This is a genomic window from Allobosea sp. FW305-C-101, from assembly GCF_058783685.1.
Map to the genome: position 1 here is coordinate 1,253,609 of NZ_JBYSYT010000002.1, position 25,594 is coordinate 1,279,202.

23 protein-coding genes are annotated in these 25,594 nt (G+C 66.8%); 17 read left to right on the plus strand and 6 right to left on the minus strand.

The features are described 5' to 3' along the window. The first annotated feature begins 114 nt into the window (after positions 1-114). Genes AC3WMA_RS13650 through AC3WMA_RS13670 form a run of 5 tightly spaced genes read left to right on the plus strand, consistent with a single transcriptional unit; the run spans position 115 to position 4,575 of the window. On the plus strand, positions 115-1,704 hold the full coding sequence (locus tag AC3WMA_RS13650) for a gamma-glutamyltransferase family protein (protein ID WP_492285889.1): 1,590 nt from the start codon (positions 115-117) through the stop codon (positions 1,702-1,704). Positions 1,705-1,710: 6 nt separating this feature from the next. After that, positions 1,711-2,907 (plus strand): amidase, encoded by a 1,197-nt coding sequence (locus tag AC3WMA_RS13655; protein ID WP_492285890.1) that lies wholly within the window; start codon positions 1,711-1,713, stop codon positions 2,905-2,907. 12 nt (positions 2,908-2,919) lie between these two features. Continuing rightward, entirely contained in the window at positions 2,920-3,549 is a 630-nt protein-coding gene (nthA, locus tag AC3WMA_RS13660) for a nitrile hydratase subunit alpha (protein WP_492285891.1), read from the plus strand. Further along, on the plus strand, positions 3,546-4,205 hold the full coding sequence (gene nthB / locus AC3WMA_RS13665) for a nitrile hydratase subunit beta (protein WP_492285892.1): 660 nt from the start codon (positions 3,546-3,548) through the stop codon (positions 4,203-4,205). The genes nthA and nthB overlap by 4 nt, the downstream gene beginning before the upstream one ends. After that, a complete protein-coding gene (locus AC3WMA_RS13670) occupies positions 4,192-4,575 on the plus strand; it encodes a nitrile hydratase accessory protein (protein WP_492285893.1) in 384 nt (127 codons plus the stop codon). Before nthB ends, AC3WMA_RS13670 begins: the two co-directional genes overlap by 14 nt. Positions 4,576-4,723: 148 nt before the next feature. Here the strand turns inward: AC3WMA_RS13670 and AC3WMA_RS13675 are convergent, their stop codons facing one another. Both AC3WMA_RS13675 and AC3WMA_RS13680 read right to left on the minus strand, forming a co-directional pair. Next, a complete protein-coding gene (locus tag AC3WMA_RS13675; protein WP_492285894.1) occupies positions 4,724-5,746 on the minus strand; it encodes a nickel/cobalt transporter in 1,023 nt (340 codons plus the stop codon). After that, positions 5,737-6,381 carry a DUF1007 family protein gene (locus AC3WMA_RS13680; protein ID WP_492285895.1) on the minus strand — a complete coding sequence of 215 codons (645 nt, stop codon included), beginning with the start codon at positions 6,379-6,381 and terminating at the stop codon, positions 5,737-5,739. The genes AC3WMA_RS13675 and AC3WMA_RS13680 overlap by 10 nt, the downstream gene beginning before the upstream one ends. Positions 6,382-6,691: 310 nt before the next feature. On the opposite strand from AC3WMA_RS13680, the gene AC3WMA_RS13685 reads away from it, so the two are divergent. The 4 genes from AC3WMA_RS13685 to AC3WMA_RS13700 all read left to right on the plus strand — a co-directional run bounded on the left by AC3WMA_RS13685 (position 6,692) and on the right by AC3WMA_RS13700 (position 11,762). Beyond that, positions 6,692-10,249 carry an indolepyruvate ferredoxin oxidoreductase family protein gene (locus AC3WMA_RS13685; RefSeq protein ID WP_492285896.1) on the plus strand — a complete coding sequence of 1,186 codons (3,558 nt, stop codon included), beginning with the start codon at positions 6,692-6,694 and terminating at the stop codon, positions 10,247-10,249. Between the two features lie 166 nt (positions 10,250-10,415). Beyond that, on the plus strand, positions 10,416-11,090 hold the full coding sequence (locus AC3WMA_RS13690) for a Crp/Fnr family transcriptional regulator (RefSeq protein WP_454654673.1): 675 nt from the start codon (positions 10,416-10,418) through the stop codon (positions 11,088-11,090). Positions 11,091-11,168: 78 nt separating this feature from the next. Further along, on the plus strand, positions 11,169-11,375 hold the full coding sequence (locus AC3WMA_RS13695) for a hypothetical protein (protein WP_492285897.1): 207 nt from the start codon (positions 11,169-11,171) through the stop codon (positions 11,373-11,375). Between the two features lie 81 nt (positions 11,376-11,456). Continuing rightward, on the plus strand, positions 11,457-11,762 hold the full coding sequence (locus AC3WMA_RS13700; protein WP_492285898.1) for a hypothetical protein: 306 nt from the start codon (positions 11,457-11,459) through the stop codon (positions 11,760-11,762). A 91-nt stretch (positions 11,763-11,853) separates the two neighbouring features. Here the strand turns inward: AC3WMA_RS13700 and AC3WMA_RS13705 are convergent, their stop codons facing one another. Further along, positions 11,854-12,252: a VOC family protein gene (locus AC3WMA_RS13705; RefSeq protein WP_492285899.1), complete on the minus strand. Its 399-nt coding sequence runs from the start codon at positions 12,250-12,252 to the stop codon at positions 11,854-11,856. A gap of 271 nt (positions 12,253-12,523) precedes the next feature. Between AC3WMA_RS13705 and AC3WMA_RS13710 the strand changes: the two genes are divergently transcribed. The 7 genes from AC3WMA_RS13710 (at position 12,524) to AC3WMA_RS13740 (ending at position 21,123) form a co-directional block, all read left to right on the plus strand. Then, on the plus strand, positions 12,524-14,506 hold the full coding sequence (locus AC3WMA_RS13710) for an AMP-dependent synthetase/ligase (protein ID WP_492286106.1): 1,983 nt from the start codon (positions 12,524-12,526) through the stop codon (positions 14,504-14,506). Positions 14,507-14,517: 11 nt separating this feature from the next. Continuing rightward, positions 14,518-15,318, plus strand: a complete 801-nt coding sequence (locus AC3WMA_RS13715; RefSeq protein WP_492286107.1) for an ABC transporter ATP-binding protein — start codon at positions 14,518-14,520, stop codon at positions 15,316-15,318. Between the two features lie 172 nt (positions 15,319-15,490). Further along, complete coding sequence (locus AC3WMA_RS13720) at positions 15,491-16,405, plus strand: branched-chain amino acid ABC transporter permease (protein WP_336810493.1); 915 nt, start codon at positions 15,491-15,493, stop codon at positions 16,403-16,405. Positions 16,406-16,418: 13 nt separating this feature from the next. Next, positions 16,419-17,498, plus strand: a complete 1,080-nt coding sequence (locus AC3WMA_RS13725) for a branched-chain amino acid ABC transporter permease (RefSeq protein WP_492285900.1) — start codon at positions 16,419-16,421, stop codon at positions 17,496-17,498. 104 nt (positions 17,499-17,602) lie between these two features. After that, positions 17,603-18,931 (plus strand): ABC transporter substrate-binding protein, encoded by a 1,329-nt coding sequence (locus AC3WMA_RS13730; RefSeq protein ID WP_492285901.1) that lies wholly within the window; start codon positions 17,603-17,605, stop codon positions 18,929-18,931. A gap of 69 nt (positions 18,932-19,000) precedes the next feature. Continuing rightward, on the plus strand, positions 19,001-19,846 hold the full coding sequence (locus AC3WMA_RS13735; RefSeq protein WP_492285902.1) for an ABC transporter ATP-binding protein: 846 nt from the start codon (positions 19,001-19,003) through the stop codon (positions 19,844-19,846). 44 nt (positions 19,847-19,890) lie between these two features. Further along, entirely contained in the window at positions 19,891-21,123 is a 1,233-nt protein-coding gene (locus tag AC3WMA_RS13740) for a phenylacetate--CoA ligase family protein (RefSeq protein WP_492285903.1), read from the plus strand. A 115-nt stretch (positions 21,124-21,238) separates the two neighbouring features. Here the strand turns inward: AC3WMA_RS13740 and ung are convergent, their stop codons facing one another. After that, complete coding sequence (ung, locus tag AC3WMA_RS13745) at positions 21,239-21,937, minus strand: uracil-DNA glycosylase (RefSeq protein ID WP_492285904.1); 699 nt, start codon at positions 21,935-21,937, stop codon at positions 21,239-21,241. After that, positions 21,934-23,454 (minus strand): bifunctional metallophosphatase/5'-nucleotidase, encoded by a 1,521-nt coding sequence (locus tag AC3WMA_RS13750; protein ID WP_492285905.1) that lies wholly within the window; start codon positions 23,452-23,454, stop codon positions 21,934-21,936. The genes ung and AC3WMA_RS13750 overlap by 4 nt, the downstream gene beginning before the upstream one ends. A gap of 182 nt (positions 23,455-23,636) precedes the next feature. Here AC3WMA_RS13750 and hemH point away from each other — a divergent pair, with 182 nt between their 5' ends. Next, positions 23,637-24,701, plus strand: a complete 1,065-nt coding sequence (gene hemH / locus AC3WMA_RS13755) for a ferrochelatase (protein WP_492285906.1) — start codon at positions 23,637-23,639, stop codon at positions 24,699-24,701. Between the two features lies 1 nt (position 24,702). Here the strand turns inward: hemH and AC3WMA_RS13760 are convergent, their stop codons facing one another. Then, the gene (locus AC3WMA_RS13760) at positions 24,703-25,383 is read right to left on the minus strand and encodes an alpha/beta fold hydrolase (protein WP_492285907.1); all 681 of its coding nucleotides are present in this window, start codon (positions 25,381-25,383) and stop codon (positions 24,703-24,705) included. Between the last annotated feature and the right edge of the window lie 211 nt (positions 25,384-25,594).

A 25,594-nucleotide genomic window follows, 5' to 3' on the forward strand; every position in this document is an offset into this window, starting at 1 on the left:
CGGGCCGCCTTGCGCGGCCATGCGCCCCACGCACCTAGCGGAGCTTGCCGCCCCATGCAACAAATTCGCGCCCATCGCGCAGATGGGCACGATCTCCGCGCTTGAAAAGTCCTGATGCTCGATACGCCCGTCTTCGCTTCCGCCGCCGTCGCGGCCCCTCATCGCCTCGCCTCCGAGGCGGGCCGCGCCATCCTTGCCGAAGGCGGCAACGCCATCGAGGCGATGGTCGCGATGGCCGCGACGATCGCCGTGGTCTATCCGCATATGAACGGCATCGGCGGCGACGGCTTCTGGCTGGTGCATGAGCCCGGTGGAAAGATGCACGGCATCGAGGCTTGCGGCCCGGCCGGCGCGCTCGCGACGATCGAGCGCTATCGCGGCAAGGGCTATGACGCCCTCCCTTCGCGCGGGCCGGAAGCGGCGCTGACCGTCGCCGGTGCCGTCGGTGGCTGGCAGCTCGCCCTCGATCTCGCGCGCTCGCTCGGCGGGCGCATGCCGCTCGATGAATTGCTGCTGGACGCGATCGGCCATTGCCGCGAGGGCTATGCGGTCTCGGATTCCGAGCTCGGCAACAAGCCGAACGAGCTGGAGGCGCTGAAGGCTGCGCCCGGCTTCCTCTCCAGCTTCTGGATCGACGGCGCACCGCCCAAGCCGGGCGCACGCCGCAGGCCGGAGGCGCTCGGCGCCGCCCTGCAGCAGCTCGCCGATGCCGGGCTCGACGATTTCTACCGCGGCGATGTCGCCCGCGAGATCGCCGCCGATCTCGAGCGCATCGGCGCCCCCGTCACCCGCACCGACCTCGAACGCTATCACGCGCGATCCGTCGCGCCGCTCACGCTGAAGCTTCCCGGCCTCAGCGTCGCCAACCTGCCGCCGCCGACGCAAGGGCTGGCCTCGCTGCTGATCCTCGGCATCTTCGAGCGGTTGGGCGAGGCGAGGCTCGACTCGTTCGAACACCATCACGGGTTGATCGAGGCGACGAAGCGCGCCTTTGCCATCCGCGACCGCTATGTCACCGACCCCGCCGAGCTCGATCACCCGCCTGCCGATTTCCTGACCGACGCCGCCCTGATGCGCGAGGCGGCGGCCATCGATATGAAGCGGGCTGCGAAGCTGCCTCTGCGCCATGGCGACGGCGACACGATCTGGATGGGTGCGATCGACGGCAAAGGCCTCGCGGTCTCCTATATCCAGTCGATCTACTGGGAATACGGCTCCGGCTGCGTGTTGCCCGCCACCGGCATCCACTGGCAGAACCGCGGCGTCTCGTTCTCGCTCGACAAGAACGCGGCCAACCCGCTGAGGCCCGGCCGCAAGCCCTTCCACACGCTGAACCCGGCCTTGGCCCGCTTCAATGACGGGCGCGTCCTGCCCTATGGCTCGATGGGCGGCGACGGCCAGCCCCAGTTCCAGGCACAGATCCTGACACGCTACCGCGCCGGCCAGAATCTCGCCACGGCGGTCGATGCGCCGCGCTGGCTCTTCGGCAAGACCTGGGGCGCGGGCTCGATCAGCCTCAAGTTCGAAAGCCGCTTCGACCCGTCGCTGCTGGAGCGGCTCGATGCCGCCGGCCACCCGGTCGAGGAAAGCGGCATCGCCTATTCCGAGGGCTTCGGCCATGCCGGCATGCTGGTGAAGCACGCGAAAGGCCATGTCGAGGCCGTGCACGATCCGCGTTCCGACGGCGATTCCAGGGGGATCTGACGCCAGATGACTTTCGACGATCCGTTCCGCTGCTTCCTTCCCTATCCCGACGCGTTCGTGAAACATGCGGTCGCCGGCCCGCTCGCCGGTTTGACGCTGGCGGTGAAGGACCTCTTCGATATCAAGGGCTACCCGACCGGGGCGGGCTCGCCGCTGGTGCTGGCGCAATCCGGCATCAAGACCAAGACCGCGCCGATCGTGAAGGATCTGCTCCAGGCCGGCGCCCGCTTCGTCGGAAAGACCCATACCGATGAGCTCGCCTTCTCGCTCAACGGCCAGAACGCGCATTTCGGCTCGCCGATCAATCCGGCTGCGCCCGAGCGTATCACCGGCGGTTCCTCCTGCGGCTCGATGGCCGCAGTCGCCGGTCGCCTCGCCGATATCGCATTGGGCTCCGACACCGGCGGCTCGGTGCGCGCGCCGGCAAGCTATGGCGGCCTCTTCGGCATCCGGCCGAGCCATGGCCGCCTCTCCCTGAAGCGTGCCTGGCCGCTGGCGGAAAGCCTGGACACGCCCGGCTGGTTCGCCCGCGACGGCGACATCTTCGCCCGCGTCGCCAATGTCCTGTTCGGCCCGGACAAGACGGAGCTGCCGGAAGCGCCGCGCCTCCTAATGGCCGACGTCATGTTCGCCCAGGCCGTGCCCGAGGCGGAGACGATCCTGCGCAATGTCGTGCAGCGCACGGTCCCCACGCTCGGCCAGCCCGAAGGTGTCAAGCTCGTCCGCGATCTCGATGCGCTCTACTGGGCCTTCCGCTGGATCCAGGGCCGCGAGGCCTGGCTGTCGGACGGCCCGATGATCGAGCGCTTCAACCCGCCGCTCGGTCCGGGCGTGAAGGAGCGCTTCGCCTTCTCGAAGGCCGTGACCGACGCAGAGTACGCGAAGGGCGAAACCACCCGCAAATCCTTCCGCACCCAGCTTTCGCGCCTGCTCGGCCAGAACGGGGTGCTGATCCTGCCGACCATGCCGGACGTCGCCCCGCTGATCGCGGCCAAGGAATCCGAGCTGGAGGATTTCCGCAACCGGGCGCTGCGCCTGCTCTGCCTCGCCGGCCTGTCGGGCTTCCCGCAGGTCACGATTCCCGTCGCGCAGCGCGAGGGCGCCCCGCTCGGCCTGTCGCTGATCGGCCCGAAGGGCTCCGACCGCTCGCTCGTCGCCTTCGCGGTGCGTTACGAGCGCGCCGCCCGCATCCAGATCGCCTGAGAGGAGACCGCCATGAGCGGACATCACCACCCCGATCAAGATCATCATCACGACAACCATTTCACCGCGATCGAGGCGCGGGTGAAGGCGCTGGAAACGCTGATGGTCGAGAAGGGCTATGTCGATCCGGCCGCGCTCGACGCGATCATCGACACCTACGAGACCAGGATCGGCCCGCGCGACGGCGCCCGCATCGTCGCCAAGGCCTGGACCGATCCGGCCTTCGCCGAACGGCTCAAGGCGGACGGTACGGCGGCGGCGGCCGAGCTCGGCTATGGCGGCCGCGGCGGCGAGCATATCGTCGCCTGCTTCAACACGCCCGAGCAGCACAACCTCATCGTCTGCACGCTGTGCTCCTGCTATCCGTGGCCGGTGCTGGGGCTGCCGCCGGTCTGGTACAAATCCCCGCCCTATCGCGCCAAGGCGGTGATCGACCCGCGCGGCACCATCGCGGATTTCGGCGTGACGCTGCCGGAGAGCCAGCGCGTCCGTGTCTGGGATTCGACCGCCGAGACCCGCTTCATCGTCATCCCGATGCGGCCCGCCGGCACCGAGGGCTGGAGCGAGGAGAAGCTCGCCAGCATCGTCTCACGCGATTCGATGATCGGCACCGGTCTGCCCCGCGCGGAGGACGCGGCATGAACAGCGCCCACGATCTCGGCGGCCAGATGGCCTTCGGCCCGGTCGTTCCCGAGCCGAACGAGCCGGTCTTCCATGGCGACTGGGAGAAACGCGTGCTCGCGATCAATGTCGCGGCCGGCGCCATGGGCGCCTGGAGCATCGACGAGATCCGCCATGCCCGCGAGAGCCTGCCGCCGGCGCAATATCTCTCCTCGACCTATTACGAGATCTGGCTCGCTGCGCTCGACAAGGTGCTGGTCAAGCACGGCTTCCTAAGCGCCGATGAACTCGCCAGCGGCAAACCGGCACCCGAACGCCGCGAGCCCAAGCGCGTGCTCAAGGGCGAAGAGGTCGCGGGCATCCTGCGCCGCGGCTTCCCCTATGAGCGCGAGGCCAAGGCCCCGGCCCGCTTTGCCGTCGGCGACAAGGTCCGCACCATCGTGATGCACCCGCAGCACCACACCCGCCTGCCGCGCTATGCCCGCGGCAAGGCCGGCGTGGTCGAGCGCATCGTCGGCTGCCATGTCTTCCCGGATACGGGCGCGCAAGGGCAACCGGAGACAGCGCAATGGCTCTACACGGTGGTCTTCGACGGACGTGAGCTCTGGGGCCGCGACGCCGATCCGACCTCCACGGTTAGCATCGAGGCCTGGGAGAGCTATCTTGAGCCGGCCTGAGACCGATCTCGCGGCAGCGCTCGCCGCCGACACGCCGATTCCGCGCGATGCCGAGGGGCCGATCTTCGCCGAGCCCTGGCAGGCTCAGGCCTTCGCTTTGGTCGTCGAGCTCCAGAACAAGGGCGTCTTCACCGCCGATGAATGGGCGCAGGCACTCGGCGCTGAAATCCGCGAGGCGCTGGCGGCCGGCGGCTGCCGCGACGGCTCGGATTATTACGAGCGCTGGTGCGAGGCGCTGGAGCACCTGTTGATCGCGAAGGGGCTGACCTCCCATGACGGCGTCGACGCGCTGGCCGCCTCCTGGGCCCGCGCCGCCGAGGCGACGCCGCATGGCAAGCCGATCCTGCTGGAGAACGATCCGCTGCGTTAGCAGGCAGGAGCGCCAGAACCTCCGCCGTCATCCCGGGCTTGCCCCGGGATCCATCGTAAGGCTCCACGCTCTACGATGGATCCCGGATCTACGCGACTACGTCGCTTGTCCGGGATGACGGCGAGGCTCTGTACCGAACCGAACCGCTTCAGCTCCCCATCCCGCCGATCCAGAGGCCGGTGAACAGTGCCGCGCCCAGCACGGCGACGAAGGCGGCGGCCAGCAATTCGAGCCCAGCGATCAATCGCGCCGAGCGCAGGCTGCCGCCACCGGCGAATTTCAGCGCCGCGAACTTGAAGAACACCGCGAAGGCCGCCAGCGCCCCTGTCGTGAGCGCCGTGCCGAGCGCCATGGCGAAGGTCGCGGCGATGCCGGCCCAGAACAGCCCCTGCGCATTGGCGAAGACGAGGATGATCAGCGCCCCCGCGCAGGGCCGCGCGCCGGCCGCAACGACGACGCCGGCCATGTCGCGCCAGCCGGAAAGCCGCGAGACCTGCTCGGCATCGGGCATATGGACATGGTCGCAAGCGGCGGGATCATGCGCCCCGCCCGCTCCCAGCCTGATCAGTGCGCCCGCCTTCCGCCAGAGCATCAGCAACCCGACCAGCGCGACCAGCAGGAAGCTGCCCTGCTCGATCGCGGTGGTCGCCGCATTCATCTGCATCGCGGTCACCCGCAGGAGCAGCGTCGCCACCGTCACGATCGCGATCGCGACCAGCGCCTGCAGGAGCGCTGCCGCGAAGCTCAGGCCCAGTCCACGCTTCAGGCTGCGGTTGTCGGCGACGATATAGCCGGAGATCACCGCCTTGCCATGGCCGGGCCCGGCCGCATGGAAGACGCCATAGCCGAAAGAAAGCCCAAGCAGACCCCAGAGCGCACCGGGCGCAGTCGCAATCGCCTTCAATGTCGCCGTCAACTCACGATAGAAGCTCGACTGCCAGGCAAGCAGAACCGCGCCGAAGCCGGTCGTGGACGGCAGAGCCTCGCGCGGCAGCGCCGTGCCGAAAGGATTGCGCGGCGGTGGCGGAGGCGGCGGGCTCACGCTCGCGATCAGTATGGCCAGCAGCGCAACCACGCCCCCGACCAGCAGCAGCGCCAGCGCGCAAGCAATCAGGCGCCGCGATAGCGCGGCTTCGGCCGGACGTGCTGTCTCGGCGGATGTCACGGACATGCCACCAGCGCCCGCGTCACGATCTCGAGCCCGCTGACATCGGGCGTCGCGGTGATATCGGCCTCGGCGAGCCGCTTCTGCGTGGCATCATCGAGCTTTGGTGGGCGGTTGACCCGCACGACGCAGCCCTGCGGCGCGCCCCTGGTCACCACCGCATCGGGCTCGTCCACGATGGAGAAGGCGACGAAATAGGTGGGGTCGCCGATCTCGATGCCGAAGGAGCGCGCCTTGGCCGGTGTCTTCAGCGGCAGCGTGAAGACCAGCGTCAGCACCTTGTTGTCATAGGACATGACCTGCTCGCCCGGCGTACCGAATTCCTGCTTGCGGCCGTTCAGCTTGGCCGCCGTGAAGAACTCGACATCCGGCAGCGATTCGACATTGATCTTGGCGAGCTCGGCAAGCTCGTCCGAGGTCAGCTTGCCGTCGCCGTTCTTGTCGAGGCCTTGCGTGATATAGGCCGAATAGGCCTCGTCGAAGCTCCAGCGGTTGCGGATCGCCTGCACCGAGCCGTCGGCCGCGAAGACGATCTCGGCCTTGGCCGCGACGAAGACATGCGGATGCGCGGCGGCCGGCACAGCCGCGATGGCCGCCAGCAGGAGCCCCGACAGGGCCGTGAGATGCGCGCGTCGCGTCAAAGGCGAACCCTCCGTGGTCCCGCTTGCGTGGATCATGGTTAAGCGATCGTCAACGGGCGCTTCGCGGCGCCGGATCGCCGTGACAGACTTCCCCGGCAAACAGGGCCAAATCGCGGCGCCTCCCGCGTAGCGCGCACCGGCCGTTCCCGCAAATCTCTGGACCCGGCCCCGAAAATTGGAATGATACCAGATCAATTGACCGCCTCCGGTCGATATGTCAGCCTTACTGACATATTCGCCGCGAAGACGGCAGAACATGAGGCCGGGATTACCGGCCCGTCGGCGGGAACGATGATCCGGGAGGCCGAACATGGCCGAGACACCACGGAAATCCGGCACCGAGGCGGGAGCGCTGCCGCAGATCGGATTGCGCGAGGTCGCGCTCGACGACAAATACGATCTCGAGAAGCGCGAAGTCTTCCTCACCGGCACGCAAGCCGTGGCCCGCATGCTGCTGATGCAGCGCGAGCGTGACCGGCAGGCCGGGCTCGACACCGCCGGCTTCGTCTCCGGCTATCGCGGCTCCCCGCTCGGCGGGCTCGACCAGCAGTTGATGCGGGCCGCGAAGCCCCTCAGGGCCGCGAACATCGTTTTCCAGCCGGGCCTGAACGAGGACCTCGCCGCCACCGCGATCTGGGGCACGCAGCAAGCGGGGCTCAGCGGCGAAGGCAAGCATGATGGTGTCTTCGCGCTCTGGTACGGCAAGGGGCCCGGCGTCGACCGCTCCGGCGACGTCTTCCGCCACGGCAACATGGCTGGCACCGATCCGAAGGGCGGCGTGATCTGCCTGATGGGCGACGATCACACGGCGGAATCCTCGACCAACGCCCATCAGACCGAGTTCGTGCTGGTCGACCGGATGATGCCGATCCTCAACCCGGCCGGCGTGCAGGAGATCATCGATTACGGCCTGCACGGTATCGCGCTGTCGCGCTTCGCCTCGGTCTGGGTCGGCATCAAATGCGTCAAGGATAACATCGAATCGACGGCCTCCATCGACGGTTCGCTCGACCGCGTCACCATCGTCGCTCCGACCGATTACACCCCGCCGCCCGGCGGCCTCGCCATCCGCCGCGAGCTCGATTTCGTCGAGCAGGAACGCCGGATGCATCTCTACAAGCGCGATGCGATGCTGGCCTATCTGCGCGCCAACAGGCTGAACCGCATCGTCACCCAGGGCGGCAAGAAGCCGCGCATCGGCATCGCCACCGTCGGCAAATCCTATCTCGACGTGCAGCAGGCGCTCGCCGATCTCGGCATCGACGAGGTCCGCGCCAATGACCTCGGCATCCGCCTGTTCAAGCTCGCCTGCCCCTGGCCGATCGACCCGGCCGAGCTGAAGGCCTTCGCCAAAGGCCTGGACCTCGTCATGGTGGTCGAGGAGAAGCGTTCGCTGATTGAGGTGCAGGTCCGCGAGGAGCTCTACGGCGCCAAGCACCAGCCGATGGTCATCGGCAAGAAGGACGAGAACGGCGACTGGCTCTTCCCCGTTCATGGCGCGCTCGACCCCAACGATATCGCGATCGCGCTGGGTGGCCGCCTGCTGCAATACCGCGACGATCCCGCGCTGCGCGCTCGGCTGGAGGAGATCGCCGCGGCGCAGGGCCGGCTCGCCGAAGCGCAGGAGATTGCCAGGCGCACGCCCTATTTCTGTTCGGGCTGCCCGCATAATTCCTCCACCGTCGTGCCCGAGGGCTCACGCGCTTATGCCGGCATCGGCTGCCATTACATGGTGCAGTGGATGGACCGCGACACCGCCGGCTTCACCCAGATGGGCGGCGAAGGCGCCAACTGGGTCGGCGAGGCGCCGTTCTCGAAGCGCGGCCATGTCTTCCAGAATCTCGGCGACGGCACCTATACCCATTCCGGCTCGCTCGCGATCCGCTGGGCCGTCGCGAGCGGCGTCACCCTCACCTACAAGCTGCTCTATAACGACGCTGTCGCGATGACCGGCGGCCAGCAGGCCGAGGGCCATCTCACGCCCGACCAGATGGCCCGGCAGGTCGCAGCCGAGGGCGTGCAGCGCATCGCCGTCGTCAGCGACGATCCCGGCAAATATCCGCCGGGCACGCAATGGCCGGCCGGCACGACGCTGCACCATCGCGACGAGCTCGACGCCGTCCAGCGCGAATTGGCCGCGACCTCCGGCGTCTCGCTCCTGCTCTACGACCAGACCTGCGCCACCGAGAAGCGCAGGCGGCGCAAGCGCGGCGCCTATCCCGACCCGGACAAGCGCGTGATCGTCAACGAGCTGGTCTGCGAGGGCTGCGGCGATTGCGGCGTGCAGTCGAACTGCGTCTCGGTCCAGCCGCTGGAGACCGAATTCGGCCGCAAGCGCCAGATCGACCAGTCGAACTGCAACAAGGACTTTTCCTGCGTGAAGGGCTTCTGCCCGTCCTTCGTCACGGTCCATGGCGCAAAGCCCAAGAAAGCCGACCCGCTCCGGCTCGATGCCTCGGCGCTCGGCGAAGCCGAACTGCCCGAACCGATCGTGCCGGCGCTGGACCGCAGCTTCGCGGTGATCGTCACTGGCGTCGGCGGCACCGGCGTCGTCACCATCGGCGCCATCCTCGGCATGGCCGCGCATCTCGAAGGCAAGGGCTGCGGCATGATCGACATGGCCGGCCTCGCCCAGAAGGGTGGCGCAGTCTTCAGCCATGTGAAGCTCGCGCCCCATCCGGACGATATCCACGCCATCCGCGTCACCGCCGGTCAAGCCGATCTTGTGCTCGGCTGCGACCTCACCGTCACCGGCTCGAAGAAGGTGCTCGGCGCGATCCGGCCCGAGCGCGCCGCCGTCATCGTCAACACCGCCGAGAGCCTGCCGGGCGACTTCACCCGCAATGCCGATTTTTTCTTGCCGACCGAGCGCCTGAAGCGCGCCATCCTCTCGGCCGCCGGCCGCGAGCAGACGCATTTCATCGATGCGACCGCCGCTGCCGTCGCCTTTCTCGGCAATGCCATCGCCGCCAACATGTTCATGCTCGGCCATGCCTGGCAGCTCGGCGCGGTGCCGTTGTCACGCGAGGCCCTGCTCAAGGCGATCGAGCTCAATGGCGAGGCCGTCGCCATGAACAAGCAAGCCTTCGATCTCGGCCGCCGCGCCGCGCATGATCCCGAAGCCCTCGCCGGCCTCCTCTCGCAAAGCAAGGCCGCGACGCCCGCCCGCCAGCTCTCGCAGACGCTGGAAGAGATCATCGAGCGCCGCGTCGCCTTCCTCACCGCCTATCAGAATGCCGCCTATGCGGCGCGCTATCGCCATCTCGTCGCCCGCGCCCAGACGCGGGAAGCGGCGGTGATGCCCGGCCAGACGGCGCTCAGCGAGGCCGTTGCCCGCAACCTCTTCAAGCTGATGGCCTATAAGGACGAATACGAGGTCGCCCGGCTCTACAGCGACGGCGCCTTCCGCAAGCAGGTCGCCGCGACCTTCGAGGCGGAAGCCGGCGACGGCAAGCCCTTGCGCTACGAGTTCCACCTCGCCCCGCCACTGCTGGCACGGCGCGATCCGAATACAGGTCTACCGCGCAAGATGAGCTTCGGTCCCTGGATGATGGGCGCCTTCTCCGTGCTGGCGAAGCTCAAGGGCCTGCGCGGCACCGCCTTCGACATTTTCGGATACACCGAGGAGCGCCGCACCGAGCGCCGGCTGATCGCGGATTACGAGGCGCTGTTGAATGAGCTGCTGACCCGTCTCGCGCCGGAGAACCACGCGCTCTGCGTGGCGCTGGCCGCGCTCCCGGAAAAGATCCGCGGCTTCGGCCATGTCAAGGAGCGGCATCTGAAAGCGGCAAAGGCCGAGGAGGCGATGCTGCTGGCGCAGTTGCGCGAGGGGCCGCCTGCCAGCGCTTTGCCGCAGGCTGCGGAATAGCCGGCAGCGCTCCGCACCGTCATGCTCGGGCTTGACCCGAGCATCTCGTGAGAAGAAGGCTCAGGAGCCTCTTCCTGAAGGAGATTCTCGGGTCTACGCTCCGCTTCGCCCGAGAATGACGCCACGCCTCCCGAAGCCTGCTTCTGCAACCCGGACAACCGCCACCTTGATCACCCCCGAGGAACTGCGCGCCATCGCCTCCTGGTCCCACGACCTGTCCGAGGCCGAGTTCGAGGAGGCGCGGCGTGGTATCTCCTTCAAGAGCTACGGCAAGGGTGCCTCGATCTGCCATGTCGGCGACCGGCTCGAGGCTTGGACCGGCGTGGCCGAGGGGCTGGTCAAGATGGCGACGACCTCGAAGACCGGGAAATCCGCGACCCTCGCCGGCCTGCGCGCCGGCGCCTGGTTCGGCGAGGGCACGGTGATCAAGGCCGAGGCGCGCCGCTACGAGCTGGTAGCGCTGCGCGAGTCGCGGATTGCCCTGATGCGGCGCTCGACTTTCCTCTGGCTGTTCGAGCATTCGGCGGCCTTCAACCGCTTCCTCGTGCACCAGTTCAACGAGCGCCTCGCGCAGTTCATCTCGCTGGCCGAGACCGAGCGCACGCTCGATTCCACCGGCCGCCTCGCCCGTAACCTCGCCTGGCTGTTCAACCCGATCCTCTATCCCGATCTCGGCCGCACGCTGGCGATCTCGCAGGAGGAGCTTGGCATGCTCGCCGGCATCTCCCGCCAGATGGCCAATCAGGGCCTTGCGAAGCTCGCCGATCTCGGCCTGATCGAGCTCGGCCATGGCAGCGTCACTATCCGCGACCTCGACCGGCTCGCCCGCTACGAAGGTTGAAAATTGTTGCAGGGCACCAAATCGCGTTTCGCGCGTTCCTTCTCCCGAACAGCCACGGCTGAGAAAGGAACCGCCCCTATGTTTGGCCTCCTCGACCTCATGACGAAACGGGTCAACGACCAGATCGCCGAATACGCTGCAGCCCAGTCCGACATCGCCCGCCGCCTCTGGGGCAATTGGCTCGATCCGTTCCACGCCTGCAAGCCTGTGAAAGTCCGCGCCACCCGCGGGAATCCCGGCTGGGCGTCGGAGCATTCGCCCGCGCAGCAGCGCCGTCATATCTGAACGGCAGCCAACACCGGCATTCAGGTAACATTGCGCCGGGACTTGCTTTGATGAAGCACGTCGAAAGAGAAGGAGACGACCATGCGTGGAATTCTTGTAGCCGCTGGCCTTGCTCTCGCTGCGATCGCCGCAACACCCGCCGCAGCCGCGCCCGTGACGCTCCCGCAGGCCGACGCTCTCGATCGCCTGCCCGCCGAATACACCCGCCACAACCGCGAACACCGCATGTGGGAAATCGAGCGCAACATGGAGCGGCAGGACCGGTATGGCCGTCATCGCTACGGCCGCGACTATGACCGTGGCTACGGTTATGGCCGTCGCCACGGTGGCCCGCCGCCCTGGGCACCGGCTCATGGCTATCGGCGCCATCACTACGAGCGCTTCTGACGAGCGCCCGCCACGGTTCAGCGGCCCATCATCCCCCGGATGGTGGGCCGTTCTACCTCTCCGATGGAGATTTCAGTCACGGCAGCGACGGCTAAACCGGCTCGTTGAACACCGCCTCGATCGCATAGCCGTCCGGATCGACCACGAAGGCCGCGTAGTAATGCGGCCCGTAATGCGCGCGCAGGCCAGGCGCGCCGTTGTCGCGCCCGCCATGTCGAAGCGCAGCCTCGTGGAAGCGATCGACCGCCCCGCTATCCGGCGCGGCAAAGGCGAGATGGAAGCCCGGCCCCGGCGGCGTCTGCCCCTCAGGCCTGTGCTTCAGCGCGAGCTTGTCGCCCCCGCCCGGCACACCGTAGCCGACCGCCTGCCCGGCTTCGCCCGGTCGCAGATCCTGCCAGACCCTGACATAACCGAGCGGCGCCAGCACCGCGTCGTAGAAGGCGCAGGCACGCGCGATATCGGCAACACCGAAAGACAGATGATGAAGCATGAGTCGGTCCGCCATCGCCGCGGACACGGCTCCGCCCGCCGATTCATTCTGCCGAATTCGTGAGGAAGATCAGGACTGAAGCAGAAAAGCCGCGCAACACAACTGCGTGAAAAGCAAACTTCGGCGGGACAATAGTCACCAAAAGGCGAATTGTCTGTCAAGCGGGTCCTTGCAAGGATGATGGCCGCCTGCAAGTCTTGCATGAGAACGAGGCCGGAAACCGGCCCGCGGAAGTCGCCACGACGCATGGCGGCTCGACAGGGAGAACGCAATCGTGGCAAGCGGCACCGCCGGCCAGGCGGATACCTTTCCGAAATTGCTGTTGCGCAACGCGAAGGAGCGCGCCTCGCGCGTCGCCTTCCGCCACAAGGATCTCGGCATCTGGCAGTCCTGGAACTGGGCGGAGGTCGCGGAGCATGTCCGCAACTTCGCCAAGGGCTTGGCAGATCTCGGCCTGAAGCGTGGCGAGAAGGTCGCGATCATCGGCCAGAACCGTCCGCGGCTCTACTGGTCGATGTGCGCGGCGCAATGGATCGGCGCGATTCCGGTCCCGGTCTATGCCGATGGCGTCGCCGAGGAGATGGCCTATGTCCTCGACCATGCCGAGGCGGTTTTCGCAGTGGTGCAGGACCAGGAGCAGGTCGACAAGCTGCTCTCGATCACTGAGCGCCTGCCCCACCTCCGGCACATGCTCTATGACGAGCCGCGCGGCCTGCGTGACTACGACCACGGCAAGCTCCACGCCATCGAGACCGTGATCGCTGACGGCGCCAAGGCGCTGAAGGACCCGCAGGCGCAAGCCGCGCTTGCCCGCGAGATGGAACAGGGCCAGGGCTCCGATCTCGGCATCATCCTCTACACCTCCGGCACCACCGGGCGGCCCAAGGGCGTGATGCTCAGCCATTACAACGTGCTGATCGCCGCCGAGATCGGCTGCGGCTTCGACGGCCTCAACGAGACCGACGAGGTCATCGCCTATCTGCCGATCGCCTGGGTCGGCGACCACGTCTTTTCCTACGCGCAGGCGATGCTGGCCGGCTTCTGCGTCAACTGCCCGGAAAGCCCGGACACGGTGATCGACGATCGCCGCGAGGTCGGCACGACCTACGCCTTCGCCCCGCCGCGCGTCTTCGAGAACATGCTGACCGTGACCATGGTGCGCATGGAGGATGCAGGCCGCCTGAAGCGGAAGATGTTCCACTACTTCCTGGATGTCGCGAAGCGCTATGGCGAGCAGATCCTGAACGGCGAGAGCGTGCCGCTGAAGGGCCGCCTGCTCTACAAGCTCGGCGATTGGCTGGTCTATGGCCCGCTGCGCAACCGCTTCGGCCTGACCAATATCAAGGTCGGCTACACCGCCGGCGAGGCGATCGGCCCCGAGCTTTTCCGCTTCTATCGCTCGATCGGCGTCAACCTGAAGCAGCTCTACGGCCAGACCGAGGCCGGCGTCTACATCACCATGCAGCCCAACGGCGAGATCAAGGCCGACACGGTCGGCAAGCCGGCGCCGATGGTCGAGATCCGCATCGACGACAATGGCGAGGTGCTCTACCGCTCGCCCTCGATCTTCGGTGGCTATTACAAGGACCCGGACAAGACCGCCGAGACCATGACCGCCGACGGCTATGTCCGCTCCGGCGATGCCGGCTTCTTCGACGAAGGCGGCCATCTCAAGATCATCGACCGCGCCAAGGATGTCGGCAAGCTCGCGAATGGCGAGCTGTTCCCGCCGAAATACATCGAGAACAAACTCAAGTTCTATCCGAACATCAAGGAAGCCGTCGCCTTCGGCCAGGGCCGCGACCATGCCACCGTCGCGCTCAATATCGACCTCATCGCCGTCGGCAACTGGGCCGAGCGCAACAACGTGGTCTACGCGTCCTATCAGGAGCTCGCCGGCCACGATCTCGTCTACGACATGATCGCGAAGCATGTCGACGAGGTGAACCGCTCGCTCGCCTCCGAACCGATGATGGGCGGCGCCCAGATCAAGCGCTTCCTGATCCTGCACAAGGAACTCGACGCCGACGACGGCGAGCTCACCCGCACCCAGAAGGTCCGGCGCGGCTTCATCGCCGAGCGCTACGCCCCGCTGGTCACCGCGCTCTATGACGGCTCGGACGCTGCCGACATCTCGACCGAAGTGACTTTCGAGGACGGCCGCAAGGGCGTGATCTCGGCCCGCGTCAAGGTGCGCGACGCCAAGATCTACCCGACCGGGCAGGAGGCGCCGTCGCCGGCGAAGGCGGCATGAACGCGGAGCCGATGAACGTGACGGGCACTCCCATCCGCGCCAAGGGCGAGGTTCTGCTCTCGGTCGAGAACATCTCGCTGCGCTTCGGCGGCGTGAAGGCGATCACCGATGTCTCCTTCGACATCCGCAAGGGCGAGATTCGCGCCATCATCGGGCCGAACGGCGCCGGCAAGACCTCGATGCTCAACTGCATCAACGGTTTCTACCAGCCGCAGGAAGGCCAGATCGTCTTCAAGGGTGAGCGCCGCGCCAAGATGCGCCCGCACCGCGCCGCTGCCGGCGGCATCGCCCGCACCTTCCAGAACGTCGCGCTGTTCAAGGGCATGTCGACGCTCGACAACATCATGACCGGCCGCACGCTCAAGATGAAGAAGGGCTTCTTCTGGCAGGCGCTGCGCCATGGCCCGGCGATGCAGGAGGAGATCGCGCATCGCCGCGTCGTCGAGGACATCATCGACTTCCTGCAGATCGAGCACATCCGCAAACTGCCGGTCGGCAAATTGCCCTACGGCCTGCAGAAGCGCGTCGAGCTTGGCCGCGCGCTCGCCATGGAGCCGGAGCTGCTCCTGCTCGACGAGCCGATGGCCGGCATGAACCTCGAGGAGAAGGAGGACATGTGCCGCTTCATCCTCGACGTGAACAACCAGTTCGGCACGACGATCGCCCTGATCGAGCACGACATGGGCGTGGTCATGGACCTGTCCGATCGCGTCGTCGTGCTCGAATACGGCCGCAAGATCGCCGACGGCACGCCTGAAGAGGTCAAGGCCGACCAGCGCGTCATCGATGCCTATCTCGGCGTGGCGCATTGAGGAGCGTGGAGACATGAGCGACATCGCCACCCGCCCCGCCCCGAACCTTCTGGCCAACCCGTTGGTCAAGGCCGGGCTGATCCTCGCGGCCATCGTCGCCGCGCTTGCGATCGGCGTCCGGCTCGACACCTCCAACACGCTCTATGCGATCTTCGTCGACCCGTTCCAGCAGATGGTGCAGGCGCCCGACCTGCTGGTGCAGACGGTCTGGGAAGGGCTCGTCTCCGGCGTGCTCTATGCCCTGATCGCGCTTGGCTTCGTGCTGATCTTCAAGGCCTCGGGCGTGTTCAATTTCGCCCAGGGCATCATGGTGGTGTTCGCGGCGCTGACGCTGGTCGGCCTCTATGAGAAGGGCGTCCCGGCCTTCCTCGCGGTCATCCTGACGCTCGGCGTGATGTTCGCGCTCGCCGTCACCATCGAGCGCGTGGTGCTGCGCCCGCTGGTGAACCAGCCCGACATCATCCTGTTCATGGCGACCTTCGGCATCACCTATTTCCTGATCGGGTTCGGTGAATCGCTCTTCGGCGGCAATCCCAAGCAGATGATCGCCGAGCAGCTCTATCTGCCCAAGGGCGCGGTCGACCTGCAGATTCTCGGCGGGCTGGTCTCGCTGCAGAAGATCGACATCGCCGCCGCCCTCATCGCCTCGCTGATGATCGCCGCGCTCGCCGCCTTCTTCCAGTACACCCGCATCGGAAGGGCTCTGCGAGCAGTGGCCGACAGCCACAAGGCGGCGCTCTCGGTCGGCATCTCGCTGAACCAGATCTGGGTCATCGTCTGGTTCACCGCCGGCATCGTCGCCCTGATCACCGGCATCATGTGGGGCGCCCGCTCGGACGTCTCCTTCGCGCTGGAGATCGTGGCGCTCAAGGCCCTGCCGGTGCTGATCCTCGGCGGCTTCACCTCGATCCCCGGCGCCATTGTCGGCGGCCTGATCATCGGCATCGGCGAGAAGCTCGGCGAGTTCTACTGGGGCCCGCTGATCGGTGGCGGCATCGAGAGCTGGCTCGCCTATTTCATCGCGCTGGGCTTCCTGCTGTTCCGGCCGCAGGGCCTGTTCGGCGACAAGATCATCGAACGTATCTGAGGAGCCGGACGACATGCTCTACCGCGAGGCCGGTCAATACAAATCCACCTATTCAGCCGACATGGCGGTCTTCCCCCTGAAGGAGGACCGGATCGGCATCGCCGTGATCCTGGCGATCGCTCTCGTCGCCATCCCCTTCCTGGGCAGCGACTTCTTCATCGCCTCGGTGATGATCCCCTTCCTGGTCTTCTCGCTGGCGGCGATCGGGCTCAATATCCTCACCGGCTATACCGGGTTGATCTCGCTCGGCACCGCCGCTTTCATGGGGGTCGGCGCCTATAGCTGCTACAAGCTGACCACCTTCTTTCCGGGCGTGAACATCATCGTCCTGATCCTCGTCTCGGGGCTGTTCTCGGCCGGCATCGGCGTGCTTTTCGGCCTGCCCTCTTTGCGCATCAAGGGCTTCTACCTTGCGGTCGCCACGCTCGCCGCGCAGTTCTTCCTGCAATGGGCCTTCGTGCGCGTGCCGTGGTTGTTCAATTACAACGCCTCCGGCGCGATCGAGGTGCCGCAGCGCACGCTGTTCAACATCCCGCTGACGGGCGCGGCCGCGACGCCGGAGACGCGCTATTTCGTCTGCCTCGGTCTCGTCGTGGTGCTGACCTGGTTCGCCTCCAACATCGTCCACGGCAAGCTCGGCCGCTCCTGGATGGCGGTGCGCGACATGGACATCGCCGCCGAGCTGATGGGCATCAAGCTGCTCAACGCCAAGCTCGCCGCTTTCGCCGTCTCCTCCTATTTCTGCGGCGTTGCCGGCGCGATGATGATCTTCCTCTGGTACGGCGGCGGCGAGGCGGCCGACGTGTTCTCGATCCGCCTGTCCTTCAACATCCTGTTCATGGTCATCATCGGCGGCCTCGGCTCCCTGATCGGCTCCTTCTTCGGCGCGGCCTTCCTCTCGATCCTGCCGACGGCGCTGAAATTCGGCCTGCCGGCGCTCGGCGTCCCGATTGCCGGCGCCGCTGCCGAGCACGTCACCTTCATGCTGGTCGGCGCGCTGATCATCACCTTCCTGATCGTCGAGCCGCACGGCCTTGCCAGGCTCTGGCAGATCGGGAAGCAGAAATTGCGGACGTGGCCCTTCCCCTATTGAGGCTGGGGGAGAGACCCAAGAAACGACCGGCGACAATGAAGCGCCGGCGGATAAAGACCGATCCGACAGCAGTCTGGTCGGGAGGAAACGAACGGAGGAAGTCCATGAAGACCAGCAATCTGTTGAAGGGTGCCGCGCTCGGAGCCCTGTTCGCCGCCGGCGCGCTCGCCCCGGCGATGGCGCAGGACAGCGTCTACTTCGCCAACAATGCCTATCGCACCGGCCCGTTCTCGGGCTCGGGCATCCCGATCGGCGACGGCATGCGCGACTACATCACGATGATCAACGAGCGCGACGGCGGCGTGAACGGCGTCAAGGTCATCTACGAGGAATGCGAGACCGGCTACGACACCAAGAAGTCGATCGAGTGCTACGAGCAGGCCAAGTCGAAGAACACCATCGTCTACTCGCCCTGGTCGACGGGCGCGACGCTCGCCGCGATCCCGCGCGCCCATGTCGACAAGATCCCGATCCTGTCGATGGCCTACGGCCTGTCTTCCTCGGCCGACGGCACGAACTTCCCCTGGGTCTTCATCCCGCCCTTCACTTACTGGGACGGCGCCTCCGTCATGGTGAAGCACATGGCGGCCGAGCTCGGCGGCATGGACAAGCTCAAGGGCAAGAAGCTCGGCCTGATCCATCTCGACGCGCCCTTCGGCAAGGAGCCGATCCCGGTTCTCGAGAACCTCGCCAAGAAATACGGCTTCGAGCTGAAGCTCTATCCGGTGGCCGCCGCCGACATGCAGAACCAGGGCTCGCTCTGGCTCTCGATCCGCCGTGACCGGCCGGACTATCTCTACAACCAGGGCTGGGGCGCGATGAACCCGACCGCGGTCAAGGAAGCGGCCAAGAACAACTTCCCGATGAACAAGTTGGTCGGCGTCTGGTGGGCCGGCGGCGATGACGATGCCCGCGCCGGTGGCGAGCAGGCCAAGGGCTACAAGTCGCTGAGCTGGACGCTCGCCGGCACCGAGGCGCCCGCGATGCAGGACATCCTCAAGCACGTCGTCGACAAGGGCAAGAGCACGACGCCGAAGGAGAAGGTCGGCGAAGCGCTCTACAACCGCGGCGTCTACAACGCGATGCTCGTCGTCGAGGGCATCCGCAACGCGCAGAAGCTCACCGGCAAGAAGGTGATCAATTCCGAGGACATGCGCCGCGGCCTCGAATCGCTCAACCTGACCGAGGCTCGCCTCAAGGAGATCGGCCTCGGCGGCTTCGTCACGCCGACCACGATCTCCTGCACCGACCATTCCGGCCACAGCAAGATGTTCGTCTCCGAGTGGGACGGCACCAAGTGGACCAAGAAGGGCGACTGGGTCGAGCCTCTGAAGGACGAGGTCCGGCCGCTGATCGAGTCCAACGCCAAGGACTATGTCGAGAAGGCCGGCAATTGGCCGAAGCGCACCGAGTCCTGCGAGAAGTCGTCCTGATCTGACGGCAGCCGGCGGCGGATACCCGCCGCCGGCACCCCTTCGATACCGATTGTCCGGGAGAGGCCGATGTCGACCGCCACCCTCGAAAAGCCAGCCGCAACGACCGCGAGCGACACCATCCTGTCGCTCAACAATATCGAGGTCATCTACGACCATGTCGTGCTGGTGCTGAAGGGCGTCTCGCTCACCGTGCCGCGCGCGGGCATCGTCGCGATCCTCGGCGCCAACGGCGCCGGCAAGACCACGACGCTGAAGGCGATCTCCAACCTGCTCAAGGCCGAGCGCGGCGAGGTCACCAAGGGCTCGATCGTCTTCGACGGCGAGCGCGTCGACAAGATGTCCCCGAACGAGCTGGTGCGGCGCGGCTGCATCCAGGTCATGGAAGGCCGGCACTGCTTCGGCCATCTCTCGATCGAGGAGAACCTGCTGACCGGCGCCTTCACCCGCCGCGACGGCAATGCCGCGATCAAGCGCGACCTCGAGAAGATCTACACGCTGTTCCCGCGCCTGAAGCAGCGTCGCTCGTCGCAGGCCGGCTACACCTCCGGCGGCGAGCAGCAGATGTGCGCCATCGGCAGGGCGATGATGTCGAACCCCAAGATGATCCTGCTCGACGAACCCTCGATGGGCCTCGCCCCGCAGATCGTCGAGGAGATCTTCGAGATCGTCCGCCAGCTCAATGCCGACGAGGGCGTCTCCTTCCTCGTCGCCGAGCAGAACACCAACATGGCGCTGCGCTACGCGACCTACGGCTACATCATGGAGACCGGCCGCGTCGTCATGGACGGCGAGGCCAGGATGCTGCGCGAGAACGAGGACGTGAAGGAATTCTATCTCGGCGTCGCCGAGGGCAACAAGAAGTCCTTCCGCGAGGTGAAGAGCTACAAGCGCCGCAAGCGCTGGCTGTCGTGACCCCAAGCGATCCGACACCGCACCCCGACAGACGAGACCCCGCCATGACAGAGCACCACGACGCGCTCGAAACCCGCTCGCCTGCCGCGCGCGAGGCCGATCTCTTCGCCCGCCTGCCGGCGGTGCTGGCAGCAGCCGTAAGGGCACCGGCCTATGCCGAGCGGCTCGCCGGCATCGACCCCACCACGATCACCGACCGCAAGGCGCTGGCCAGCCTGCCGATCCTGCGCAAGGCGGAACTGCCTGCGTTGCAGAAAGCCGCCCTGCCCTTCGGTGGCTTCGTCGCGGAACCGCCCGGCTCCTTCGGCCGGCTCTTCACCTCTCCGGGCCCGATCTTCGAACCCGAGGGCACCGCGATCGACAGCTGGGGCGCCGCGCGCGGCCTCTTTGCCGCCGGTTTCCGGCCGGGCGATATCGTCCTGAACACGCTGAGCTATCACCTGACGCCCGGCGGCTTCATCATGGATTCGGCCGCCCGCGCGCTCGGCTGCGCCGTGATCCCGGCCGGCCCCGGCAATACCGAGCAGCAGATGGAGGTGATCTCCGCCTATCGCCCGAGCGCCTATGCCGGCACGCCCGATTTCCTGAAGATACTGATCGAGGCGGCCGAGACGCGCGGCGTCGACATCTCCTCGCTCAAGCGCGCGGTGGTTTCCGGCGCCGCCTTCCCGCCCTCGCTTCAGGCCTGGGTCCGAGAGCGCGGCATCGACGCCTACCAGCTCTATGCCACCGCCGATGTCGGCGTCATCGCCTATGAGACCCCGGCCCACGAAGGCATGGTGCTGAACGAAAATCTAATCGTCGAGATCGTTCGGCCGGGCACCGGCGATCCCGTCCCGGAGGGTGAGGTCGGCGAGGTCGTGATCACCAATCTCGACCCGCATCATCCCCAGATCAGGCTCGCGGTCGGCGATCTCACCGCCGTGCTGCCGGGCGCGAGCGCCTGCGGGCGCAGCAACACCCGTATCAAGGGCTGGATGGGCCGCGCCGACCAGACCGCCAAGATCAAGGGCATGTTCGTGCGCCCCGAGCAAGTCGCCGAAATCGCCAAGCGCCATGCCGAGATCGCCAAGCTCCGCCTCGTCGTCGGCCGCGCCAACGAGACCGATACGATGACGCTGAAGGCGGAGATTTATGCCGAGCCTGCAGGCTTCGTCGACGCGGTCTCCTCGACCTTGCAGCAGGTGACGAAGCTGAAGGGGGCCGTGGAAATCCTGCCGCTCGGCGCGCTGCCGAACGACGGCAAGGTCATCGCGGACGAGCGGCCGGTCGGGTGAACCTGGCCGTCATTCTCGGGCGAAGCAGAGCTTCGACCCGAGAATCTCTTGCCGGGTAAGGCGCCTTTCCTGCACGAGATGCTCGGGTCAAGCCCGAGCATGACGCTAGTGCGCTTCACCACGCAACCGGCTTCTCCCCCTGCCCTTTCAGCCAGGCATTGGCACGGCTGAACGGTTTCGAGCCGAAAAAGCCCCGCCTTGCCGACAGGGGCGAGGGATGCGCGCTGGCGATGACCAGATGGCGGCTCTCGTCGATCAGGGGGCGCTTCGCCTGAGCCGGCGCGCCCCAAAGCAGGAAGGCGACATGCGGCCGCTCGCGCGAGACCGCCGCGATCACCGCATCCGTCACCGCGCCCCAGCCGAGCGACAGGTGCGAACCTGCCTTGCTCGCGCCTTCCCGCACCGTCAGTGCCGTGTTGAGCAGGAGAACGCCCTGCTTCGCCCAACGCGTCAGGTCTCCATCGGCAGGAGCCGGCTCATCCAGATCGGCTACCCGCTCCTTGTAGATATTCACCAGCGAGCGCGGCAGCGGCGGCGGCCCGACATAGGAAAAGGCGAGCCCGTTGGCATGGCCCGGCGTCGGATAGGGGTCCTGCCCAAGGATGACCGCCCTGACCGTATCGAGCTGCGTCAGCGCCAGCGCGGCGAAGACGCGCTCGGGAGCCGGCGCCACCACCTCGCCGACCGCCCGCTCGGCATCGACGGCGGCGCAAGCGCGCCCGGCAGCCCCATCGGCAGCGAAGACCGGCAAATCCCGCCAGCCCTCCGAAGCCGCGCTCGCCAGAAAGGCCGCGAGCGCCTCGCTGCAATTCACTTCAGGACCGCCCGACCCTCGACCTTGGCATCGACCGTGCCGAGCTTGCGAACATAGACCATCACCTCGTTCGCCATCAGCTTGCCGTCGGTGAGGCCGAGCAGCGTCTTGCCACGGCCGAGCGCCGTATAGCCGTCGCCGCCTTCCAGCATGAAGTTGTTGGACGCGACGGTGTACTTGGCCGCGGGATCGATCGGCTTGCCGTCGACCGTGACCGCCGTGACGCGCGAACCCTGCGGCTGCTTGAGATCGGCCTCGAACTTGAGCCCGGAGACGACGGGGAAGCGGCCGGCACCCTGCGGCGCGTCGCGCAACCCGTTCTCGATCGCGTCCTTCACGTCCTTGCCGGTGATCTCCACCATCACGGTGGCATTGCCGAAAGGCAGTTCGCTCAGCACGTCGCGGCGCGTCAGCTTGTGCCCGGCGGCATATTGCTTGTTGGCGCGGATGCCGCCGGCATTGGTGATGGCGAGCTGGGCGCCGGTCGCTGAGCGGATCGCGTCGGCGATCAGGTTGCCGATCGCGGTTTCCTGCGTGCGGATCACGCCGGTGCGGGAATCGAGCGGCGCGGCGAGCGTCGCGATATCGATGTCGAGCTCTTTCGAGAGCTCCGCCTCGTAGCCCTTCACGATGGCGGCGACATCCGGATCCGGCGTCGCCGAGCGGGAATCGTTGACGCGGAAGGTCGGCGTCCATGAAACCTGCCGCGCCGCGCCCTCGCCCCGGACGCTGACCGCGATGTCGATGGCGGTGACGTAATTGCCCTCCTCGTTCGACTCGACCATCACCACCTTGCCGTCATAGGCGATGGCAAGGTCGTGATCGTGGCCGGTGAGCACGATATCGACCACGCGCGAGCGTACGATCTCGTAATCCATGGCGCGGTCGGCATGGACCACGGCGACGAGGATGTCGGCGCCCTGCCCCTTCAGCGCCTTGGCCTCGCGGCGCAGCGCCTCCATCGTCGAGGAGAATTGCAGGTCGCCGGGATTGGAGAGCTGCGGCGTCGGGTCATAGGTCGTGCCGATGACGCCGACCTTGATGCCGCCGAGCTCGAAGACCTGTGAATCCTTGTGCTGCGGCAGCGTGTTGCCGGCGGCATCGCGCAGGTTCGCGGCGAATGTCGGGTAATTCTGCGCCGCCGTCAGCTTGAGATAGTTGTCCTTGCCGAAATCGAACTCGTGATTGCCGGGCACGAAGACGTCGATGCCCATCTTGTTCTGCATCGCGACGATATGCGCGCCCTGGTCGAAGCCCGACATCAGCGAGGGCGAGTAGCAATCGCCGGCATGGCAGAACAACACCGGCACGCCCTTGGCCCGTTCGGCCTTGGCGATGCCGGAAGCGCGGGCGAAGCCGCCACGGCCCTTGTCGTCGCTCATCTTGTAGATGTCGTTGAGCAGCAGCAGCGTGAAGCTCGGTGCCGGCTGCTGCGCCATCGCCACGGGGGCGGTCGCGGCAAGCGTGGCAGGCGCCGCCAGGACGCCGAGAGCCTTGCGGCGGGTGAGCTTCGTCATCGGGGCGCCCTTATGTCTTGAGAACGGCTCCAGACTAGCAAGACTGTGGCCAGGCTGGCCAGAGGCAGCTGCACCGGAAGAAGCCGGGGGCGGCAGTGTCGCACCTCGACTTTCGGAGGGTTTCGAGGCTGGACGAAAGCGCGAACTCGTCTAAATCACGGGGGCAAGGAGAGCATGCGCTCATGACTGCTGACATCGCCGCCGCGCCAAGCCGCGAAGCCGCTTCCCTGCCGCCGGATCATCCCAAGGTGCGCTACGGGCGCATCGGCGTGCTCCTGATGAATCTCGGCACGCCCGAGGGCACCGGCTACTGGCCGATGCGCGCCTATCTCAAGGAGTTCCTCTCGGACCGCCGCGTCATCGAGGAGCCCCGCTGGAAATGGTGGCCGATCCTCAACCTGATCATCCTGTCGACCCGGCCGGGCCGAAAAGGCAAGGACTACGCCTCGATCTGGAACAACGAGCGCGACGAGGGCCCACTCAAGACCATCACCCGCTCGCAGACCGAGCAGCTCACGGAGCGCCTGAAGCCGCTGGCAGGCGACCGCGTCGTCTTTGACTGGGCGATGCGGTACGGCTTTCCCGATGTGAAGAGCCGGCTGAAAGCCCTGCTCGACCAGGGTTGCGACCGCATCCTCTTGGTGCCGCTCTATCCGCAATATGCCGCGCCGACCTCGGCGACCGCCTGCGACCAGGCCTTTCGCGCACTGATGCAGATGCGCTGGCAGCCTTCGGTGCGCGTCGCGCCGCCCTATCACGACGACCCCGTCTATATCGGCGCGCTCGCCCGCTCGATGCGCGCCTCGCTGGCGAAGCTCGATTTCGCGCCCGAGGTCATCCTCTGCTCCTTCCACGGCATGCCCAAGGAATACCTGCTGAAGGGCGACCCTTATTACTGCCAGTGCGTGAAAACCTGGCGCCTGCTGCGCGCCGAGCTCGGCCTCTCCGAGGAGCAGTTCCCGCTGACCTTCCAGTCGCGCTTCGGCCCGGACGAATGGCTCCAGCCCTATACCGACGAGACGGTGAAGGCGCTGGCGCAAGCCGGCAAGAAATCCATGGCCATCGTCGCGCCCGGCTTCTCGGCCGACTGCCTGGAGACGCTGGAAGAGCTCGACGGCGAGAACCGCGAGATCTTCCTGCACAATGGCGGCGAGAAATTCGCCTATCTGCCCTGCCTGAACGATTCCCGCGAAGGCATCGACGTCATCGCCGAGGTCGTCCAGCGCGAATTGATGGGCTGGCTCTAAGCTAGCCCGCGCCGACCACGAAGCGGGCCACGCTCTCGGCCACCGGCCGCGCCTTCAGGATGCGGCGGTGGCCGAGCCCCTCCGTCACCTCCAACCTGACGAACGGGCCGCTCTCGGCCAGCGCTTCGGCATGCTGGAAGCCGAGTTCGCGATCCTGCCGGTCATGGATCACCAGCGTCGGCAAACCGATCGCCTTGAGCTGAAGCGGCCCCTCGAAAGCCTCGACCGGATTGCCCGCGACGACATGGATGCGCCGCTCCAGCGCCGCCTGCCCGCGCCGGCCGAGGCCAAGGGCATCGCCGAACTGCCGGGTGATCCGGGTGACCGATGACGGCGCGGCGATCAATACCAGCCTGTCAGCGCTGACCACAGGCTGCCCCCTGACCGAGCCCGCCAGCGCCGCAAGCGTGATCGCCCCGCCGAAGGAATGCGTGACGATCGCGTGGAACGGCCCGAACACCCGCGACACCGCGGCAAGGCTCGCGACGCCGAGCGGAATATTGAGCTCGCGCCCGGTCGAGGCGCCATGACCGGGCAGGTCGAAGGCGACGACCCGAAAGCCCACCGCCAGCAGCGGCTCGACGAAATCTGTCATCGACGCCGCATCGCCGGTCCAGCCATGGACCAGCAGCACCGTCCGGGTCGGCGCATGATCCTCGGGCTCGAAGACATAGGCCTGCACGCTCCCGCAGGGGAAGGGAATCGCGCGCGGACTCGCTTGCCGCAATCGCGCCGGCAACACCTGCCCCCCCGTGCCGCCGTTTCCGTTTCGCTTTGCCGGCCTCGGCGGGGTACAGAAGAGGCGGAAGGCGAGGCGGCCGGCCGTGCGTGGAGCTATAAGGCTCGCCGCGCGGACCAGCGGGCGCATGTAACGGAGGGCGGAAGCGCTCATG

Bases quoted from the DNA above. Each gene is read 5' to 3' on its own strand.
- AC3WMA_RS13650 (WP_492285889.1), top strand. From the start codon at position 115: ATGCTCGATACGCCCGTCTTCGCTTCCGCCGCCGTCGCGGCCCCTCAT.
- AC3WMA_RS13655 (WP_492285890.1), top strand. From the start codon at position 1,711: ATGACTTTCGACGATCCGTTCCGCTGCTTCCTTCCCTATCCCGACGCG.
- nthA (WP_492285891.1), top strand. From the start codon at position 2,920: ATGAGCGGACATCACCACCCCGATCAAGATCATCATCACGACAACCAT.
- nthB (WP_492285892.1), top strand. From the start codon at position 3,546: ATGAACAGCGCCCACGATCTCGGCGGCCAGATGGCCTTCGGCCCGGTC.
- AC3WMA_RS13675 (WP_492285894.1), bottom strand. From the start codon at position 5,746: ATGTCCGTGACATCCGCCGAGACAGCACGTCCGGCCGAAGCCGCGCTA.
- AC3WMA_RS13685 (WP_492285896.1), top strand. From the start codon at position 6,692: ATGGCCGAGACACCACGGAAATCCGGCACCGAGGCGGGAGCGCTGCCG.
- AC3WMA_RS13695 (WP_492285897.1), top strand. From the start codon at position 11,169: ATGTTTGGCCTCCTCGACCTCATGACGAAACGGGTCAACGACCAGATC.
- AC3WMA_RS13700 (WP_492285898.1), top strand. From the start codon at position 11,457: ATGCGTGGAATTCTTGTAGCCGCTGGCCTTGCTCTCGCTGCGATCGCC.
- AC3WMA_RS13705 (WP_492285899.1), bottom strand. From the start codon at position 12,252: ATGCTTCATCATCTGTCTTTCGGTGTTGCCGATATCGCGCGTGCCTGC.
- AC3WMA_RS13715 (WP_492286107.1), top strand. From the start codon at position 14,518: ATGAACGTGACGGGCACTCCCATCCGCGCCAAGGGCGAGGTTCTGCTC.
- AC3WMA_RS13720 (WP_336810493.1), top strand. From the start codon at position 15,491: ATGGTGCAGGCGCCCGACCTGCTGGTGCAGACGGTCTGGGAAGGGCTC.
- AC3WMA_RS13725 (WP_492285900.1), top strand. From the start codon at position 16,419: ATGCTCTACCGCGAGGCCGGTCAATACAAATCCACCTATTCAGCCGAC.
- AC3WMA_RS13730 (WP_492285901.1), top strand. From the start codon at position 17,603: ATGAAGACCAGCAATCTGTTGAAGGGTGCCGCGCTCGGAGCCCTGTTC.
- AC3WMA_RS13735 (WP_492285902.1), top strand. From the start codon at position 19,001: ATGTCGACCGCCACCCTCGAAAAGCCAGCCGCAACGACCGCGAGCGAC.
- AC3WMA_RS13740 (WP_492285903.1), top strand. From the start codon at position 19,891: ATGACAGAGCACCACGACGCGCTCGAAACCCGCTCGCCTGCCGCGCGC.
- AC3WMA_RS13750 (WP_492285905.1), bottom strand. From the start codon at position 23,454: ATGACGAAGCTCACCCGCCGCAAGGCTCTCGGCGTCCTGGCGGCGCCT.
- hemH (WP_492285906.1), top strand. From the start codon at position 23,637: ATGACTGCTGACATCGCCGCCGCGCCAAGCCGCGAAGCCGCTTCCCTG.